The following is a 17,577-nucleotide window of genomic DNA, read 5'->3' on the forward strand; positions in this document are numbered from 1 at the left end:
TGGGAGGGCTCCGCCGGGGGGTGTTTGCGTCCGCAATCCGGTGCGGGGTGTCCGCTGTGGGTCCACCATGTCACTACGGCCTCAACCACACCGCGAGGAGCCTTCATTGAGCGCAGCGCGCACCGCCTCGTACCGCCGGTATCTGATGTGTCCTCCCACGTACTTCCGCGTCACGTACTCCATCAACCCCTGGATGGACCCCACGAAGCCGGTCGACCCCGCGCTCGCCCTGCTCCAGTGGGAGGACCTCCGCGACCGCTACCGCTCGCTGGGGCACACCGTCGAGATCCTGCAGCCGCTGCCGGGCCTGCCGGACATGGTCTTCGCCGCCAACGGCGCCACCGTGGTCGACGGCCGGGTCTTCGGCGCCCGCTTCGCCAACGCCGAGCGGGCCGCGGAGGCGCCCGCGCACCGCGAGTGGTTCCTGAACCGCGGTTACGGCGAGGTGCACGACCCGCACCACGTCAACGAGGGCGAGGGGGACTTCGCCGTCACCGGCAGCTGGCTGCTGGCCGGGAAGGGCTTCCGCAGCAGCCCGCTGTCGCACGCCGAGCTCCAGGAGTTCTTCGGCCGCCCCGTCATCGGCCTGGAGCTCACCGACCCGCACTTCTACCACCTCGACACGGCGCTGTGCGTGCTCGCCGGCGACGAGATCATGTACTACCCGGACGCCTTCTCCCCCGGCAGCCGCGCGGTGCTGCGCCGGCTCTTCCCCGACGCGCTGACCGCCACCCGCCAGGACGCCACGGCCTTCGGGCTCAACTGCGTCAGCGACGGCCTGAACGTCCTGGTCCCCTCCGGGGCCACCGGGCTGCTGCGGCGGCTGCGCGAGCGCGGCTTCGAGCCGGTGCCGGTGGACATGTCCGAACTGCACAAGGCCGGGGGCAGCGTGAAGTGCTGCACCATGGAGCTGCGCGACTGAGCGTGATACGAAAGGGCCCATGTCGCAGCTGCCCCTTCACCCCTCGTACGACGTCGTGATCGTCGGCGGCGGCCACAACGGCCTGGTCGCCGCCGCGTACCTCGCCCGCGCGGGCCGCTCCGTGCTCCTGCTGGAGCGGCTCCCGGGCACCGGCGGCGCCGCCGTCTCCACGCGGGCGTTCACCGGTCTGGACGCACGGCTGTCCCGGTACTCGTACCTGGTGAGCCTGCTGCCCCGGAAGATCGTCGACGACCTGGGGCTGCGCTTCGCCGTCCGGCGCCGCCGCATCTCCTCCTACACCCCCTACGGCGACGGCGGGCTCCTCGTCGACGCCGAGTCGCCGTCCGCGACGCGCGAGAGCTTCGTCCGGCTGACCGGCTCCGACCGCGACTTCGAGGCCTGGCAGCACTTCTACGGCATGACGCAGCGGGTCGCCGAGCGCGTCTTCCCGACGCTGACCGCGCCGCTGCCGTCCCGGGCCGAGCTGGAGCGGACCGTGGACGACCCGGAGGCCTGGTCGACGCTGTTCGAGCGGCCGCTGGGCGAGACCGTCGAGGCCGCCTTCGAGGACGACCTGGTGCGCGGCGTGGTGCTGACCGACGCCCTGATCGGCACCTTCACCCACGCGCACGACCCCTCCCTGCTGCAGAACCGCTGCTTCCTCTACCACGTCATCGGCGGCGGCACGGGTGACTGGGACGTGCCCGTCGGCGGCATGGGCGCCCTCACCGACGCCCTGGCGGACGCGGCCCGGGCGGCCGGGGCGGAGATCGTGACCGGCACCGAGGTCACGGCCGTCGAGACCGACGGCACCCGGGCCGAGGTGTCGTTCGAGGGCGGCAGCGTGGGCGCGGGGCACGTGCTGGTCAACGCCTCCCCGTACGCACTGGCCGGGCTGCTGGGCGAGACGGCCCCGGAGAAGCCCGAAGGCGCGCAGCTCAAGGTGAACATGCTGCTGCGGCGGCTGCCGCGGCTGCGCGACACCGCGGTAGACCCGCGCGACGCCTTCGCCGGCACCTTCCACATCGCCGAGTCGTACACCCAGCTGGACCGGGCCTACCGCGAGGCGGCCGAGGGCGCGGTGCCCACGGCGCCGCCGTCCGAGATCTACTGCCACTCGCTGACGGACCCGTCGATCCTCGCCCCCGACCTGGCCGCCCAGGGCGTGCACACCCTCACCCTCTTCGGGCTGCACGCCCCGGCGCGGCTCTTCGCCGACGACCCCGCGCAGGCCAAGGAAACCCTCCTCAAGGCCACCCTGGCGCAGCTGGACGCGGTGCTCGCGGAACCGCTGGCGGACTGCCTGGCGGTGGACGCGGACGGGCGGCCCTGCATCGAGGCGAAGTCCCCGCTCGACCTGGAGCGGGAGGTCGGCCTGCCCGGCGGGCACATCTTCCACCGCGACCTGGCGTTCCCCTACGCGGAGTCGGGCGGCGGCGCCTGGGGCGTGGGGACCGCGCACGCGAACGTGCTGCTGTGCGGGGCGGGCGCGGTGCGCGGCGGCGGGGTCAGCGGCGTCCCGGGGCACAACGCGGCCATGGCGGTGCTGGGCGACCGCTGAGCGCCCTGCGCGGTGCCGCACGCCGGCGGCGGGCGGTCGCCCCCGCGGACCCGGGGCTACTCCGGCTCCGCCGCGGGAGGCGGCCACGCGTCGCCCCAGGCGACGTCGCGGGCGGCACGGTAGAGCGCCCCGTGCCGCTTGCTGACGGTGTCGCGGCGCAGGCCGTCCTCGACCGTGCACAGGTCGATGAGGACCTGTCCCTTGCGGATCTGCGGATGCCGCACCACACGGTCCGGTGAGCCGTCGCCCGCCGCGGGGAAGCGGGCGGCCGCGACATAGCTGAACTTCTCGTCCTCGTACGGCAGGGAGCCCCCCTTGACCTGCCGGTGCAGCGAGGTGCGGGCGACCCGGGCCGCGAAGTGGCACCAGTCCGGGGCCTGCACCGGGCAGGTGCCGTCGTGGGGGCAGGGGGCGAGGACGTGGAAGCCGGCCGCGATGAGCCGCTCGCGCGCCGCGAGGACCCGGGCGTAGCCGTCCGGGGTGCCCGGTTCGACGACGAGCACGGCGCCGGCCGCGGCGCGCGCCGCCTCGGCGACGACCGCGTCGCGGTCGGCCTCCGTCAGCTCGCCGATGACGTACGACAGCGTGATCAGGTCCGCCTCGGGCAGCCGTGCCCCGGTGCCGAGCGGCGCCTTGTGCCAGCGCGCGTCCCGCACGCCGGCGTGCTCCGCCCCGGCGGCCAGCTCACGGCCGAGCGAGAGCGCGGCGTCCGACCAGTCGAGGACGGTGCTGGTGTGCGCCCCGTCCTCCCAGGCGTCGGCGACCGCCCAGGTCGCGGCGCCGGTCCCGCCGCCCACGTCCAGGTGGCTCGCCGGGGCCCACTCCCCCGCCCGGGCCCGGAACTCCGCCAGCGCCGCGCCGACCGCGGCGTGGGTGGCCGGCATGCGGTACGCCGCGTAGGCGGCGACGTCGGAGCGGTCGCGGAGGATCGGGGTGCTGCTGGGCGTACGCCCCCGGTAGGTGGCGATCAGCCGGTCGACGGCCTGGGTGGCACGGCCGGGCGGGAGCCCGTCGAGGAGACCGGCGAGGGCGGCTTGCAGAGAGGACACAAGGGTCAAGGGTAAGGGCCACCCGGAGCGGGCCGGCGCCGTCGCCGTCGCCGTCGCCGGTAGGGTGCACCGGCACCCGGTTCGCAGGAGGTCGCGCGGTGTTCGTGGAGATCGTGCTCAGGGCCCTGCCCCTCGACCGCGACGAGGTCGAGGAGGCGCTCGCGGCCGCGTTCGAGGCCGACGGCGAGATCACGGGCGCCGGGACCGGCATGGGCAGCTGCCACCTCGACCTGGAGCTCGACGACGACGTGGACAGGGACGGCGCTCTGCGCAGGATCCACCACACCCTGCGGGAACTCGGCGTGAGTGACCACGCCCAGGTGATCGTCCGCGACTGACACCGGCGCTAGGCTCCGCCGTCATGACCTCGCCGGACGAGCAAGTGACGGATGCGCGACGTGACTTCGGCCGCCTGTGGGGCGCCTACGCGGTGAGCGCGGCGGGGAGCGCGGTCGGCTCCGGGGCCCTGCCGCTGGTGGCCGTCCTGGCGCTGGACGTCACGACCTTCCAGGTCTCCCTGCTCGCGGCGCTGTCGGCGCTCGCGGGCGCCGCCATCACCCTCCCCCTGGGCGGCCGCATCGAGCACCGCCGCAAACGGCCGGTCATGATCACCGCGGATCTGCTCCGCTGCCTCGTGCTGCTCAGCGTCCCGGTCGCGGCGGCCCTCGGCGTGCTCACCTTCGCGCAGTTGTGCCTGGTGGGCATCGTCCAGGCGGCCGCGGCCATCGTGTTCGGCGCGGCGAGCACCGCGCACCTCAAGGGCCTCGTCCCGCCGGCGGACCGTCTCCGGGCGGCCTCGCGGCTGGAGACCACCGACTGGCTCAGCCTGAGCGCGGGGCCGCCGGTCGGCGGACTGCTCGTCACCGCCTTCGGGGCGACGGTCACCCTGGCCGTGGACGCGGTCTCCTTCCTGCTGTCCGCGCTGGGCGTCCGCCGGATCCGCCGGCCCGAACCGGAGCCCCCGGCCCGGGCCGGGTCGCACGGCCGCGGCCGGGACCTCGTGGCCGGCTGGACCTACGTCCTGGGACACCGCGGACTGCGGCCGCTCTTCTGGAACGCCATGCTCTTCGGCGGGTCCATCATGATGAGCAACCCGCTGCTGGCCGTCCTGATGCTCCGCGAACTCCACTTCACCCCGTGGCAGTACGGCCTGGCGCTGGGGCTGCCGTGCCTCGGCGGTGTCCTGGGCTCCCGCCTCACCGCCCCGCTGACCGGCCGGCTCGGCCCGCACCGGGTGCTGCTGCTGTTCGGGGTGCTGCGCACCCCCTGGCTCCTGCTGCTCGCCTGGGCGCCGGCCGGTCCCCTCGGGCCCGTCGTCCTGGTCACCGCCGACACCTTCCTGCTGCTGGCCGCCGGGGTCTTCAACCCGTCGTTCATCACGTACCGCATGGCCGCCACGGACGACGGCGTCATGACCCGGGTGGTGACCGCGTGGTCGGTGAGTTCCAAGACGGCCCAGCCCCTGTCCATGCTGGCCGGCGGCGTCATCGCCGCCGTGGCGGGCGTCCGCGTCGCGATCGTCGTCGCGGGCGTGCTGTGCCTGGCCAGCGCCCTGCTCCTGCCCTGGCGTGCCCTGCCGTCCACGGCGACCGGCCCCGGCCGGGCGGAGGGGCGGGAGGAGGCCGAGCCCTCGGGCAAACCCGCCACGACCTGAACCGGGCCCCGACAACAGGGGGTTGACAACGACAACCCCGGGTTGTCACCCTGTGGTCATGGCAGACACCAGGGACCTCTCCGCGCACGAACCTGCCCTCCGCCGCATCAAGGAGGTACGGGCGCAGGCCATCCACCACGCCCGCCTCGCCCAGCAGTTCGCCGCCGAGCGGCGCGAGTTGATGCAGGACCTGATCGGCCAGGGCGTGTCGCAGGCCGACATCGCACGGGAGCTCGGGGTGACGCGGCAGGCGATCCAGAAGATGCTGGCGGGCTAGGCCGTGTCGTCAAAGTCCCGCCTGCCCAGCGGCGCCTGGCACGGCACCTCGCTGCGTTGTCGAATCGTCCGAGTAGCCCACTACGAGGACGACTCTCCGCCTTACGATGCACCGCACCAGACGCCGCTGGGCCCGCCCTCCGGGCGGCCGGCGCTCCTTTGACGACACGGCCTAGGCACCTCTTCCCGGACCCGGCGTTCACACCCTGGCGCCGCGGCCCGTCGTACGGCGCGCGACCCCCGCGGCGAGGGCGCGGCAGCGCCCACCGCATCCGCGGACGGCGACGGGACCGGCACCACCGGAGCGGCCACCCGCCCCGGAGCCCGGACACCCGTCGGCCACCGGCCTGCGAGCCGCCCCCACGCCGAAGGCACCGCGCGGTCAGCCCGTCCGCCGTGCCGCGCCGGACTGGGGGAACAGCGGTGCGGGGGACGGGAGGCGGCCGTCGTCCCCGGCCGCGCAGCGCCGCGCGATCAGGGCCGCGGCACCCGGCAGGAAGGGCTCCAGTTCACCGGCGAGTGCACGGCAGGCGTGCACGAGGGCGGCCAGCACCGCGTCCAGGCGGCGGCCGGCGGAGGCGTTGCGGTGCCGGCGTTCGGCGCGGGCCAGCTCCCAGGGCCGGGTCTCGTCGATGCAGCGGTTGGCCTCGTCGACGATCCGCCAGACGGCGGCCGTGGCACGCCGGAAGTCCACGTCGTGCAGCGCCGCCGCGACGGCGTCCGGCGCTTCCCGGCATGCCGTCAGCAAGGCCTCCGTGCCCGGCTCTCCGGACCCGCCCGCCTCCGGGACGACGCCGTCACGGAACCGGTGGACCATCGTCACCACCCGGTGCACCAGGTTGCCGAGCCCCCCGGCCAGGTCCGCGTCGGCGCGGGCGACCAGCCGTTCGCGCGTGAAGTCGGCGTCGCCGACCCGCGGCACCTCGCGCAGCAGCCACCAGCGCACCGCGTCGGTGCCGTGCTCGGCGGTCAGTTCCTCCGGGTCGACGGTGGTGCCCGCCGACTTGCTGATCTTGCGCCCCTCCACCGTCAGGTAGTCGTGGACGAGGACGTCCGTCGGCAGCGGCAGCCCCGCCGACAGCAGCATCGCGGGCCAGTAGACGGCGTGGAAGCGCAGCACGCCCTTGCCCACCAGGTGCACGCGCCGCCCGTCGCCCGCCCACCACCGGCCGTACGCCGCGTCGCCCTCCCCGTCGGGGCCGCCGTAGCCGAGGCTGGTGACGTAGTTGCCGAGCGCGTCCCACCAGACGTAGATCACCTGCCCGGGGTCTCCGGGCACCGGGATGCCCCAGCCACGGGCCCGGGTCTGGGACCGGGAGACGGAGAAGTCGCGCAGCCCGCGCGCGAGCAGGGCGAGCACCTCGTTGCGGCGCGCGGCCGGCTCGATGCGCAGCCGCCCGTCCTCGATCAGCCCGCGCAGCTCGTCGGTGTACCGGGACAGCCGGAAGAACCAGTTCTCCTCCGCGACCGTCTGCGGCTCGGTGCCGTGCTCGGCGCAGCGGCCGCCCACCAGGTCGTCCGGGGTGTAGAACTGCTCGCAGCCCACGCAGTACAGGCCCTCGTAGTGCTCGCGGTAGAGGTCGCCCGCGGCGGCGCAGCGCCGCCAGAGCCGCTCCACGCCCGCGCGGTGGCGGGGGTCGCGGCTGGTGCGGATGAAGTCGTCCAGGGAGAGCGCGAGCGGGCCGTCCAGGGCCGCGAAGGCGGCCGCGTTGCGGTCCACGAGGTCCTGGACGGGGATGCCCTCGGCCTCGGCGGCCAGCACGTTCTTCAGCGAGTTGTCGTCGGTGCCGCTGAGGAAGCGCACCGGTTCCCCGCGTCGGCGGTGGTGCCGGGCCAGCACGTCCGCCTGCACCAGTTCGAGCGCGAAGCCGAGGTGGGGGCGGGCGTTGACGTACGGGATGGTGGTGGTGACGTAGAAACGGGAAGCCTGGGGCGCGGTCATCGGAACCTCCGGGAAGGACGGTGGCGGGGCTCCGACGCGCAAAAGGATCGAGGCCCCGGTGGGGGGCCTCGGAAGACGCGGACGCGTCCGGTGTCAGCGGCCCCGGGCGGGGGCCATCATCTGCCGGTGGTACGGGTTCGCGATCATGCCTCGATGCTAGCAGCCGGGGCGCCCGGTTCGCGGAACCATTTCGCCCGGAAGGCGACGCGCAAGAGCCGCCCGGTGTGGGGCGGGACGGCTCCCTGAGGGGTCGTCACACGGCGGGCCTGGCCGGCCGTCCCGTCACATGGGTGAGCAGCAGGGCGATGTCGTCGTTGCGCGGGCCGGACCGCTGTGCGTGCCCGAGGAGGCTGTCGGCCAGGGCGTCCATCGAGGCGTCCGGGCCGGCCCGGGCGAGGTGCGCCGCGAGGTCGGCGGCGGACACGTCGATGTCGACGCCCGGGGTCTCCACCAGGCCGTCGGTGTACAGCGCCAGCACCGCGCCGGGCGGCAGCGCGATCTCCGTCGTCGGGTAGCAGGCGTCGGGGTCGACGCCCAGCAGCGGGCCGGGCGGCAGCGGCAGCACCACGGTGGTGCCGTCCGGGTGCCGCAGCACCGGCGGCGGGTGTCCGGCGGTGGCCACGCAGGCGGTGTGCCGTTCCAGGTCCAGCTGGGCGTAGAGGCAGCTGGCGAGCAGGCCGGGGTCGAGGTCGACGAGCAGCCGGTTGGAGCGGGCCAGCACCTCGCTGGGGGAGGCGCCCGCGGTGGCGCGGACGGCGGTGCGGACCTCCCCCATGAGCGCGGCGGCGTTCACGTTGTGACCCTGGACGTCGCCGATCGTCACGGCGCAGGTGGTCGTGTCCAGCCGGATCACGTCGTAGAAGTCGCCGCCGATGTCGATGCCGCGGGTGGCCGGCATGTAGCGGGCGGCCACCTCCAGGCCGGGGACGTCCGGCAGGGCGCGGGGCAGCAGCCGCGCCTGCAGGCTGATGGCGAGGTTGTGCTCGGCGTCGTACAGGCGCGCCCGGTCCAGGGCCTGCGCGACCAGGCCGGCGATCGAGATGAGGACGCTGCGCTCGCCGGAGGAGAAGGGGTGCGGGCGGTCGTAGGCCAGGGCCATGGTGCCGACGGGCCGGCCCGAGGTGATCAGGGGCAGGAAGGCCCAGGCGGCCTTGCGGTCCCGGACGACCGTGCCGGGGTAGATACGCAGGAACTCGTCGACGTTGGCGAAGAAGCCCGGGACCCCGGTCTTGAGGACGCGCACGGCCGGGTTGTCGACGTCCATCGGCTGGGCGTCGACGGACTCCATGAAGTCCTCGTGGTAGCCCCGGTGCCCGATGATCCGCAGTCGTCCCTCCTCGGCGGTCAGCAGGGCCACTGCCTGCACGCCGAAGACGGACAGCATCTGCTCGACGACCAGGTCGATGACGTCCTGCGTGCCGACGGCCTCGGTGAGCGTGGCCGACATGTGCAGCAGGTGGTACAGGGCGATGGCCCGGTCCGGCGTGGGGCCCGCGGGCAGCTGCGCCGCGGGGGTGTCCGCGGCCTCGGGCGTGGGGGCGGGCGTGACGCGGACGCTCACACCGGTGCCGTCCGGGTAGAGCTCGAAGGTGAGCCAGCGGTCCGGTGGGCGCAGCGCCGTGGCCGAGCCGGGACGGCGGCTGATCATCGCGCTGCGGAAGCGGTCCTCGAAGACCGGGTCGTCCAGCCAGGACAGCAGCTCCCAGGGCTCGGTGCCCAGGAGGTCGGGCACCTCCGCCCCGAGCAGGGCGGCGGCGGTCTCCGTGACGAAGGTGATCCGGCCGTCCAGGTCCAGGGCCAAGGAGCCCTCCGGGAGCCGTTCCGCGAGGTCGGCGGCGGCCAGGGCCTCGTCCGGGCCGTGGGTGCGGGTGCGGAGCGCGGGCAGCACCCGCGGCTCGGCGGGGGGCAGCACCGGCTCGCCGTCCTCGGCGGCCCTGCGCAGGAGGCGGCCCATGCGGTCGCAGGCCCCGCGGTACGCCTCCCGGGCCCGCCGGGTGATCCGCCCGGGATGCCCGCCGGGCCACACCAGGCACAGCGCGCCCCAGATGGTGGAGCCGCTGGTGATCGGGGCCGCGGCGAGCGGGAAGTCGTACGGCAGGACCAGGGCGAGCCGGGGGTACAGCCGGGCGGTGTCCTCGTGGCCGCACAGCAGCACCATGCGTCGTTCGCGGACGGCGTCGGCGATGGGGCTGGAGGCGCCGGGCGCCACCCGCCCCCAGATCGTGTCGATCTTGCGCGAGACGCCGACGACCACCGTCAGCCGCAGCAGGTCCTGCTCGGGGGTCATCAGGTAGACCAGGCCCATGGAGGCGCCCGTGTCGCGCACCACCTGGCTCAGCGGGGAGTCCAGCAGCGCCGGACCGGTGTCCGCGGCGACGAGACCGGCGAGGTCCGGCGGCATGCCCTCACCGCCCCCCGTCCGGTGCCGGGTCCGGTCGCGTCCTGACCTCGGGGACCATCGACTCCTGCGCCTCCGTTCCGCCGTGGGGGCCGGCCGGCCGACGCGGCGGCCGCCCGGGATCGCCACCCCACGTCAGCTGCCAAACTACCCGATGAACCGCATGCGGCACCTTTCGGGCGGCCGCCCCCGCCGTCCGCCGTGCCCGGCACGTCCCTGCGGCCCCGCGGGGCTCACGGGCTCACCCGGCTCACGGCACCGGGCTCACGCCACGCCGAGCGCCCTCGCGAACCGCGTGCCCGCGGCAGCCCGGGGCACGCTGCCGTCCCGCCAGGTACGGCACGGGTGAACGGAGTTGGCCAGCAGCACCAGGAAGCCGTCGGTGGCCGGGTCGATCACCATGCTGGTGCCGGTGAACCCGGTGTGGCCCGCCGCCCCGCGCCCCGCGAGGGCGCCCATGAACCAGGGCCGGTCCAGCTCGAAGCCGGGGTAGGGGCCGCCGCCGTCCAGCAGCGCACGGCAGAACAGGGCGAGGTCCCAGGCGGTGGAGAACAGCCCCGCGTGGCCGGCCACACCACCCATGACGTGGGCGTTCTCGTCGTGGACGGTCCCACGGAGCGGGCCGCGGTCCAGCCGGGCCCAGGGCCTGCGCTGGTCCTCGGTGGCGGCGATCCGCGGGGCCCAGGAGGCGGGCGGGTTGTAGCGGGTGTCGTACATCCCGAGCGGGTCGGTGACGTCCTCCCGCACGAGGGCGTCGAGGGCCTCGCCGGTGGTCCGCTCCAGGACGTGCTGCAGCGCGATGAGGTTGAGGTCGGAGTAGATCCGCTCGGTGCCGGGCGCGACGACCGGCGCCTCCTCCCAGAGCAGCTTCGCCCGGGCCTCGGCGTCGGGGTGGTCGTGGAACGGCAGCTCGGGACGGAGTCCGGAGGTGTGGTCGAGGAGTTGTCCCACGGTGATGCGCTGCTTGCCCGCGGCGGCGAACTCGGGCACGTAGGCCGCGACCTCCCGGCCGAGTTCCAGCCGGCCCACCGCGACGACGGCGGTGAAGAGTTTGGTCAGCGAGGCCAGGTCGAAGACCGTGTCCGGCCGCATCGGCACCCATCGCCCGCGGGGCAGCTCCACGCCGCGGTCGGCGCCCTCGTCGTAGGAGGCGTAGCGCACCGCCCAGCCCACGGCCTCGTGGAGGGCGACCGTCCCGCCTCGGCCCGCCAGGACCACCGCCCCCGCGCACCACGGATGCACGGAGGGGGGCACGGGCTCCAGATATGAGGTGATGTCCTCGACGAGCAGACTCAGCTCGTCGCCACGCAGCTGCGCCTCAAGGGAGGTACCTCTCGACAGCTGCGGGGCCATGCTCCTCCAGCAACTTGCGGGCCTTCTCGATGAGGGCCGGCGTCGGCTCACGGCCGGAGGCCATGACCAGGTCCTCCGGATCGATCATGTGTTCGGACCCGGTGTGCAGACAACTGTCCGCAGTCTTCCAGGCCCACCTGCTCTCGTCGATCGGCTCGGACATCGCTGCCTCCTGACTCGGCGCGGCAATGACGGCACGTGTCACCGTGCATCCACAGTACGCCGCCACGGTCGGCACAGCCCGGCGAAGCAGACCCAGGCCGCCAGGACGCTGCCCAGCTGCACCAGGGCCATCGGCACCGCCGTGTGCTCGCCCGCGATCCCGACGAGCGGCGAGGCGACGGCGCCCACCAGGAAGGAGGTCGTGCCGAGCAGCGCGGAGGCCGAGCCGGCGGCGTGCCGGGTGCGCATCAGCGCGAGCGCGTTGGTGTTGGGCAGGACCAGGCTCATCGCCGCCATCAGCACGAAGAGCCCCGCGGCCACCGGCACCAGCCCCACCGGCCCGAGCCACCCCGCGGTCAGCGCCAGCAGCACGGCCGCGGCCACCGTGATCACCGCCAGCCCCACCCCGGTCACCTTGTCCATGCTGACCCGCCCGACCAGGATCTTGCCGTTGACCTGGCCCAGCGCCACCAGGCCGACGGAGTTGAGGCCGAAGAGCAGGCTGTAGGTCTGCGGCGAGGCCCCGTAGATCTCCTGGACGACGAACGAGGACGCCGAGACGTAGGCGAACAGCGCGGCGAAGGTGAAGCCGCCGGTGAGCATGTAGCCGGTGAAGGCGCGGTCGGCCAGCAGCCCGCGCATCGCCCCCAGCGTGGCGCCGAACCCGCCGCCGTGACGGTCCGCGGGACGCAGCGTCTCGGGCAGGCAGCGCCACACCACGAGGGTGAGCAGCACGCCCACCACGGTCAGCACGACGAAGACCCCGCGCCAGTCGGTGATCCGCAGCACCTGCCCGCCGATGAGCGGCGCGACGATCGGCGCGACCCCGGAGATCAGCATCAGGGTGGAGAAGAAGCGCGCCATCGCGACCCCGTCGTACAGGTCGCGGACGATCGCGCGGGCGATCACGATGCCGGCCGCGCCGGTGAGGCCCTGCAGCAGCCGGAAGCCGATCAGCAGTTCCGTGGTGGGTGCGAAGGCGCAGACGGCGGTGGCGAGGACGTAGAGCGCCATGCCGGCCAGCAGCGGGCGGCGGCGGCCCCAGCGGTCGCTCATGGGGCCGACGATCATCTGCCCGAGGGCGAGTCCGAGCAGGCACGCGGTGAGCGTGAGCTGCACCGTGACCGCCGGGCTGCGCAGGTCCTCGGTGACCTGCGGCAGAGCCGGCAGGTACATGTCCATGGAGAGCGCGGGGAGCGCGCTGAGCGCGCCGAGCAGGAACGTCACCATCAGGCTGGTGCGAGCTCCTGGGACGTCTCCGGCGCGTCGTACCGGGGTGGACGGCCCCGGTGTGGATATCTGGTCGGGCGGGGTCGCGCCGGCTTCCGGCATGGGTCTCTCTCCGTGGTGTGTGAATCGTTCTCTATGCTCTCAGCAATCACGAGGTGGTCGAGGCCAGGTGGGGGCAGATTCATGACGGAATCGGTCGGTTCCGGTAGGAAAGTGCGCTGGGGCATCCTGGCCACCGGCGGCATCGCGGCGTCCTTCGCCGAGGACCTGCGGGAGATGAAGGACGACGCGGAGATCGTCGCGGTCGGCTCGCGCAGCCTCGCCTCCGCGCGCGCCTTCGCGGACCGCTTCGGCATCCCGCGCGCGTACGGCAGCTGGACCGAACTCGCCGACGACGAGAGCGTCGACGTGGTGTACGTCGCCACCCCGCACTCGGCGCACCGCGTCGCGGCCGGGCTGTGCCTGCGGGCCGGACGGTCGGTGCTGTGCGAGAAGCCGTTCACCGTCAACGCGGTCGAGGCGCGCGAGCTGGCCGACCTCGCCAAGGCCCGCGGGCTCTTCCTGATGGAGGCGATGTGGACCTACTGCAACCCCGTGGTGCGGCGGCTGACCGAACTGGTCGCGGACGGGGCGGTCGGCGAGGTCCGCTGCGTGCACGCGGACTTCGGCCTCGCCGGTCCCTTCGAGCCCGGCCACCGGCTGCTCGACCCGGCCCTCGGCGGCGGCGCCCTGCTGGACCTGGGCGTCTACCCGGTGTCCTTCGCCCACCTGCTGCTCGGTGAGCCCGACGAGGTCCAGGCCTGGGCCCACCTGACCGAGCACGGCGTGGACGACAACACCGGCATGCTGCTCGGGTACGACAGCGGCGCCATGGCAGTGCTCAGCTGCTCCCTCACCGCCGGCACAGCCCAGACCGCGGTGGTCACCGGCTCCGCGGGACGGATCGAGGTTCCCCCCAGTTTCTTCCACCCGGACCGCTTCGTGCTGCACCGCGAGGGCCGCGAGCCGGAGGAGTTCGGCGCCCCGGACGACGGACTGCGCGGGCTGCAGTACGAGGCGGCCGAGGTCATGCGCTGCCTGCGCGCGGGCGAGCGCGAGTCCCCGCTCGTCCCGCTGGAGGGCAGCCTCGCCGTCATGCGGACGCTCGACACGGTCCGGGACCGCATCGGCGTCCGCTACCCCGGTGAGGACTGAGCCCGTCAGGTCTCCCGCAGACCGGGGTCCCCGGCCTCGGTCACGAAGGACGCCGCGGTGGTCAGGTCGGCACCCGGGGTCGTCACGGAGTCGACGGTCTTGAAGTCGGCCCGCGCCTCCTCGGCGTCCAGCCGGACGGTCACGTAGCCGCGGCGCCCGTCGTAGAAGCGCAGGTGCGGGTTGGCGGCCAGGAGCGACGACCAGTTGGACGGGCGCGGGGAGCCGTCGCGGCCGCTGCTGATCGAGCTGGTGACCAGCTCCGTTCCGACGGTGCGCGAGGTGGGGTCGTCCCAGTCGGCCTTGATGTCCATCGCGTAGTGGACGTGCACGTCGCCGGTGAGCACCAGCAGGTTCTCGATGCCGGCGGCGCCCGCCCCGGCCAGCACGCGGTCCCGGGAGGCCGGGTAGCCGTCCCAGGCGTCCATGCTGAGCGGGGAGGCGGCGGCGTTCTTCCGCCGGGAGAACACCACCTGCTGCGGGATCACGTTCCAGACGGCGTGCGAGCGGGCGAAGCCGTCCAGCAGCCAGCGCTCCTGGGTCGTCCCGGTCATCGTGCGCGCCGGGTCCTGCGACTGCGGCCCGGGGTCGTGCCAGCGGCCCCGGTACGCCTGGTCGGTGCGGTACTGGCGGGTGTCGAGGATGTCGAACTGCGCGAGCCTTCCGTAGTGGAAGCGGCGGTAGAGCGTCATGTCCGGGCCCCGGGGGAACTGCGGGAGGCGCAGCGGCTGGTTCTCCCAGTAGGCCCGGTAGGCGGCGGCGCGGCGGACCAGGAACGCGTCGGCGGGGCCGCCGTGCTCGTCGCTGCCGCCCGCGTAGTTGTTCTCGGTCTCGTGGTCGTCCCAGGTCACGAACCAGGGGAAGGCGGCGTGCGCGGCCTGCAGGTCGGGGTCGGACTTGTAGAGGGCGTAGCGCAGGCGGTAGTCCTCCAGCGTCACCGTCTCCTTGGCGAACCACTCCGGCAGGGTGCGGTCGGTGAGGGCGCGGGCGCCGCCGGTGGCGCTGACGGCGTACTCGTAGAGGTAGTCGCCCAGGTGGAAGACGGCGTCGACGTCCTCGTTCGCGAGGTGACCGAACGCGGTGAAGTACCCGTCGTGGTACGCCTGGCAGCTCACCGCGGCCAGCCGCATCTCGTACGGGAGGGCACCCGGCGCGGGGGCGGTGCGGGTACGGCCCGGAGGGCTGATCCAGGGGCCCACGCGGAAGCGGTAGTAGTACACCCGGTCCGGCCGGAGGCCCTGGACGTCGACGTGCACGGTGTGGCCGAACTCCGGGTGCGCCAGGGCGGTACCGCGGCGGACGACCCGCGCGAACCGGTCGTCCCGCGCGATCTCCCACCGGACGGGCACGCGGGCCTCGGGCAGTCCGTCGCCCGGTGCCGGCTCGTACGGGCGCGGCGCGAGCCGGGTCCACAGCACCACGCCCGAAGGCGTGGGGTCTCCCGACGCGACACCCAGCGTGAACGGGTCCCCGGCCAGCGCCCCGGGCGGCGCCTCGGCCGCCTGCGCGGCACCGGCGACGGGCAGGTTCGTGCTGAACGCGAGGGCCGCGGCGGCCCCCGTGACGGTCAGGAAGCGGCGGCGGTCGAGCAGCGCCGCCGCGGCGCGCAGCGTGCGGTCATGGCGGCTGCGGGCCTGCGGGTGCGTCACGTGTCCCTCCCTGGCGGTGGGTTGCGTGGCCCGGGTCGCGCACACGGACTCCCGGAACCCCCCGTTCGGCCCACGGTGTCCCTGTCTCGTTGTTGACGCCGCGTCAGCTCCGCGACCCGGAACGGCCACCCTAACCGGGACATCCCGCCCCCGCGACGCGAAGCCCCCCGTCCGGGAAGCTCCCGGGCGGCAGAGGGTGTGCGGCCCGGGGCGCCCTTCCCCCGCCCCGGCAGCCCGCCGAGATCACCCCGACCGGGGACACCGCACGCACAGGTCGCACCCCCGCCAACGGGGTGACGGCCCGTCAAGACAAGCGACTGTCACGGACCGGGCGCACGCCCACCGATACGCCCCCCGTCACACCCGGACCCGAGCCCGCACACCGCCACCGCCCCACGCCGGGAAGGCGTGGGCGGGCGGGAAGAACACCGCCCACCGGCCCGCGGGCCGCGAGGCACCCGCCCGCGCGGGCCTGCCGCTACGCGGCCCCGTGGGCCGGGGCGATGGCCTCGATGCGTTGGGCCAGACCGAAGTCCCGCTCCGTGAGCCGGCCGCCCGCCGCGTGCGTGGTGACGGAGACGGCGACCGTCTGGTAACCCAGCGTCAGGTCGCTGTGGTGGTTCAGCTCGTCCTGGATCTGCGCGATGTGCATCACGAAGACCGCCGCCGGGATGTGCGGCAGCCGGTACGTGCGCAGCAGGCTCGCGCCGTCCTCGGAGAGGGACCAGCCGGGCAGCTCGGCGAGGCGGTCCTCGATCTCCTTGTGCGACAGGGGTTCGGCGTAGGGTGACATGGTTTCATCGTGGCACCGCATACCCTGCGGAGCCATGACTGAGATCGCGGGAAATGGAACGGGCACCGCGCGCCGGGTCGCGGTGGTCACCGGGGCCGGGTCGGGCATCGGGCGGGCGGTGGCACGCGAACTGGCGGCCTCGGGCTGGGCCGTGGCCCTGGCCGGCCGGCGGGAGGAGGCGCTGCGCCGGACCGCCGACGGGCTGCCGGACGCGGCGGTGGCGGTCATCCCGACGGACGTCACCCGCCCGGAGGCGGTGGACGCGCTGTTCGCCGCCGTGGGCGCCCGCTTCGGCCGGGTCGACCTGCTGTTCAACAACGCGGGCACGGGGGCGCCCGCCGTGCCGGTGGACGAGTTGACGTACGAGCAGTGGCGTGCCGTCGTCGACGTCAACCTCACCGGCGCGTTCCTGTGCGCGCAGGCCGCCTTCCGGACGATGCGCGCGCAGCGGCCGCAGGGCGGCCGGATCATCAACAACGGGTCGATCTCCGCGCACGCGCCGCGGCCGCTGAGCGTGGCGTACACGGCGACCAAGCACGCCGTCACCGGGCTGACGAAGTCCCTGTCGCTGGACGGCCGTCCGTACCGGGTCGCCTGCGGCCAGATCGACATCGGCAACGCGGCCACGGAGATGACGGAGCGGATGGCGGCCGGGACCCTGCAGGCGGACGGGCGGCTGATGACCGAGCCCCGGATGGACGTCGCCGACGTGGCCCGCACCGTCGCGCACATGGCCGCGCTGCCGCTGGAGTCGAACGTGCAGTTCGCGACGGTGATGGCGACGACGATGCCGTACATCGGCCGCGGCTGACGCCGCAGCGGGGGCCACAGCCACCCGCGGCCGAATTCGACCACTTCACCCACGGAAATGGTCAAGTCCGAAATACGTCCCATAGGACTGCTTGCGTCGCGTTACGTTGCGGCATGCTCTCCAAGCACCACCGCGACGTATGGTCAGAAACGCCCGCAGACGATGTCGGGTCCGAGGCCGGGCCCCCCGAGCCGGAGACCGAGCTGATAGCGCTGCCCGGCCCCGTGTTCGTCGATTCCAGCGGGAGACGGGCCCGCGCAGTACGCAGGGCCGGCTGGCTGGTCGGCGCGGCATGCTCCGTCTACACGGCGGCGCTGGCACTCAGCCTCTCCGGCGCGACGCCGATCGCGCCGAAGACGCTGCTGCCGCTGCCGGGGGTGCCGAGCACAGCGCCGGACGACGCGGGCTCCTCGGGGACGGGAGAACTCGACGTACCGGCCGACCAGGCCGCAGCACCCCCGGTGACGGCGGGCTTCCTCCGGGCGGGGGCGGCGGCCGCGCCGTCCCCGTCCGGAGGAAGCCCGCCGTCACCGGGGGGGGGGCGGCCTGGGGGGGCGGTGCGTCGGGTTGTCCCGTCCCCGGGGAG

14 protein-coding genes and 1 pseudogene are annotated in these 17,577 nt (G+C 74.3%); 7 read left to right on the forward strand and 8 right to left on the reverse strand.

Annotated elements, in window-relative coordinates; translation table 11 throughout:
* The first annotated feature begins 106 nt into the window (after positions 1 to 106).
* Together ddaH and PV350_RS19210 are read left to right on the forward strand one after the other, a co-directional pair.
* Positions 107 to 922, forward strand: a complete 816-nt coding sequence (gene ddaH, locus PV350_RS19205) for a dimethylargininase (protein WP_499511563.1) — start codon at positions 107 to 109, stop codon at positions 920 to 922.
* Positions 923 to 950: 28 nt separating this feature from the next.
* Positions 951 to 2,483 (forward strand): phytoene desaturase family protein, encoded by a 1,533-nt coding sequence (locus PV350_RS19210; protein ID WP_499516814.1) that lies wholly within the window; start codon positions 951 to 953, stop codon positions 2,481 to 2,483.
* Positions 2,484 to 2,539: 56 nt separating this feature from the next.
* Here the strand turns inward: PV350_RS19210 and PV350_RS19215 are convergent, their stop codons facing one another.
* Positions 2,540 to 3,532: a small ribosomal subunit Rsm22 family protein gene (locus PV350_RS19215; RefSeq protein ID WP_499511564.1), complete on the reverse strand. Its 993-nt coding sequence runs from the start codon at positions 3,530 to 3,532 to the stop codon at positions 2,540 to 2,542.
* Positions 3,533 to 3,630: 98 nt separating this feature from the next.
* On the opposite strand from PV350_RS19215, the gene PV350_RS19220 reads away from it, so the two are divergent.
* The 3 genes from PV350_RS19220 to PV350_RS19230 are packed head-to-tail and all read left to right on the forward strand — an operon-like array spanning position 3,631 to position 5,463.
* The gene (locus PV350_RS19220; protein WP_499511565.1) at positions 3,631 to 3,870 is read left to right on the forward strand and encodes a hypothetical protein; all 240 of its coding nucleotides are present in this window, start codon (positions 3,631 to 3,633) and stop codon (positions 3,868 to 3,870) included.
* 23 nt (positions 3,871 to 3,893) lie between these two features.
* Positions 3,894 to 5,186 (forward strand): MFS transporter, encoded by a 1,293-nt coding sequence (locus PV350_RS19225; protein ID WP_500335042.1) that lies wholly within the window; start codon positions 3,894 to 3,896, stop codon positions 5,184 to 5,186.
* A gap of 58 nt (positions 5,187 to 5,244) precedes the next feature.
* Positions 5,245 to 5,463, forward strand: a complete 219-nt coding sequence (locus PV350_RS19230) for a TrfB-related DNA-binding protein (protein WP_499511567.1) — start codon at positions 5,245 to 5,247, stop codon at positions 5,461 to 5,463.
* Positions 5,464 to 5,844: 381 nt separating this feature from the next.
* Here PV350_RS19230 and metG read toward each other — a convergent pair whose 3' ends face one another.
* The 5 genes and pseudogenes from metG to PV350_RS19255 all read right to left on the reverse strand — a co-directional run bounded on the left by metG (position 5,845) and on the right by PV350_RS19255 (position 12,649).
* Positions 5,845 to 7,404: a methionine--tRNA ligase gene (metG, locus tag PV350_RS19235; RefSeq protein ID WP_499511569.1), complete on the reverse strand. Its 1,560-nt coding sequence runs from the start codon at positions 7,402 to 7,404 to the stop codon at positions 5,845 to 5,847.
* Between the two features lie 253 nt (positions 7,405 to 7,657).
* On the reverse strand, positions 7,658 to 9,805 hold the full coding sequence (locus PV350_RS19240; protein ID WP_500335045.1) for a SpoIIE family protein phosphatase: 2,148 nt from the start codon (positions 9,803 to 9,805) through the stop codon (positions 7,658 to 7,660).
* Positions 9,806 to 10,072: 267 nt separating this feature from the next.
* Positions 10,073 to 11,155 (reverse strand): annotated as a pseudogene (locus PV350_RS19245) (serine hydrolase domain-containing protein); the annotation flags it as partial.
* A complete protein-coding gene (locus PV350_RS19250) occupies positions 11,121 to 11,318 on the reverse strand; it encodes a hypothetical protein (protein WP_499511571.1) in 198 nt (65 codons plus the stop codon). The pseudogene PV350_RS19245 and the gene PV350_RS19250, both read right to left, overlap by 35 nt.
* A gap of 38 nt (positions 11,319 to 11,356) precedes the next feature.
* Positions 11,357 to 12,649: a multidrug effflux MFS transporter gene (locus tag PV350_RS19255; protein WP_499511572.1), complete on the reverse strand. Its 1,293-nt coding sequence runs from the start codon at positions 12,647 to 12,649 to the stop codon at positions 11,357 to 11,359.
* Between the two features lie 81 nt (positions 12,650 to 12,730).
* Here PV350_RS19255 and PV350_RS19260 point away from each other — a divergent pair, with 81 nt between their 5' ends.
* On the forward strand, positions 12,731 to 13,741 hold the full coding sequence (locus PV350_RS19260) for a Gfo/Idh/MocA family protein (protein WP_499511573.1): 1,011 nt from the start codon (positions 12,731 to 12,733) through the stop codon (positions 13,739 to 13,741).
* A 5-nt stretch (positions 13,742 to 13,746) separates the two neighbouring features.
* Here the strand turns inward: PV350_RS19260 and PV350_RS19265 are convergent, their stop codons facing one another.
* Both PV350_RS19265 and PV350_RS19270 read right to left on the reverse strand, forming a co-directional pair.
* Entirely contained in the window at positions 13,747 to 15,387 is a 1,641-nt protein-coding gene (locus PV350_RS19265) for an alkaline phosphatase D family protein (RefSeq protein WP_499511574.1), read from the reverse strand.
* A 478-nt stretch (positions 15,388 to 15,865) separates the two neighbouring features.
* Complete coding sequence (locus PV350_RS19270; RefSeq protein WP_499511575.1) at positions 15,866 to 16,180, reverse strand: 4a-hydroxytetrahydrobiopterin dehydratase; 315 nt, start codon at positions 16,178 to 16,180, stop codon at positions 15,866 to 15,868.
* Between the two features lie 34 nt (positions 16,181 to 16,214).
* On the opposite strand from PV350_RS19270, the gene PV350_RS19275 reads away from it, so the two are divergent.
* A complete protein-coding gene (locus PV350_RS19275) occupies positions 16,215 to 16,991 on the forward strand; it encodes an SDR family oxidoreductase (RefSeq protein WP_499511576.1) in 777 nt (258 codons plus the stop codon).
* The last annotated feature ends 586 nt before the right edge of the window (positions 16,992 to 17,577 follow it).

Source organism: Streptomyces sp. PA03-6a, from assembly GCF_033792765.1.
Taxonomy (GTDB): Bacteria; Actinomycetota; Actinomycetes; order Streptomycetales; family Streptomycetaceae; genus Actinacidiphila.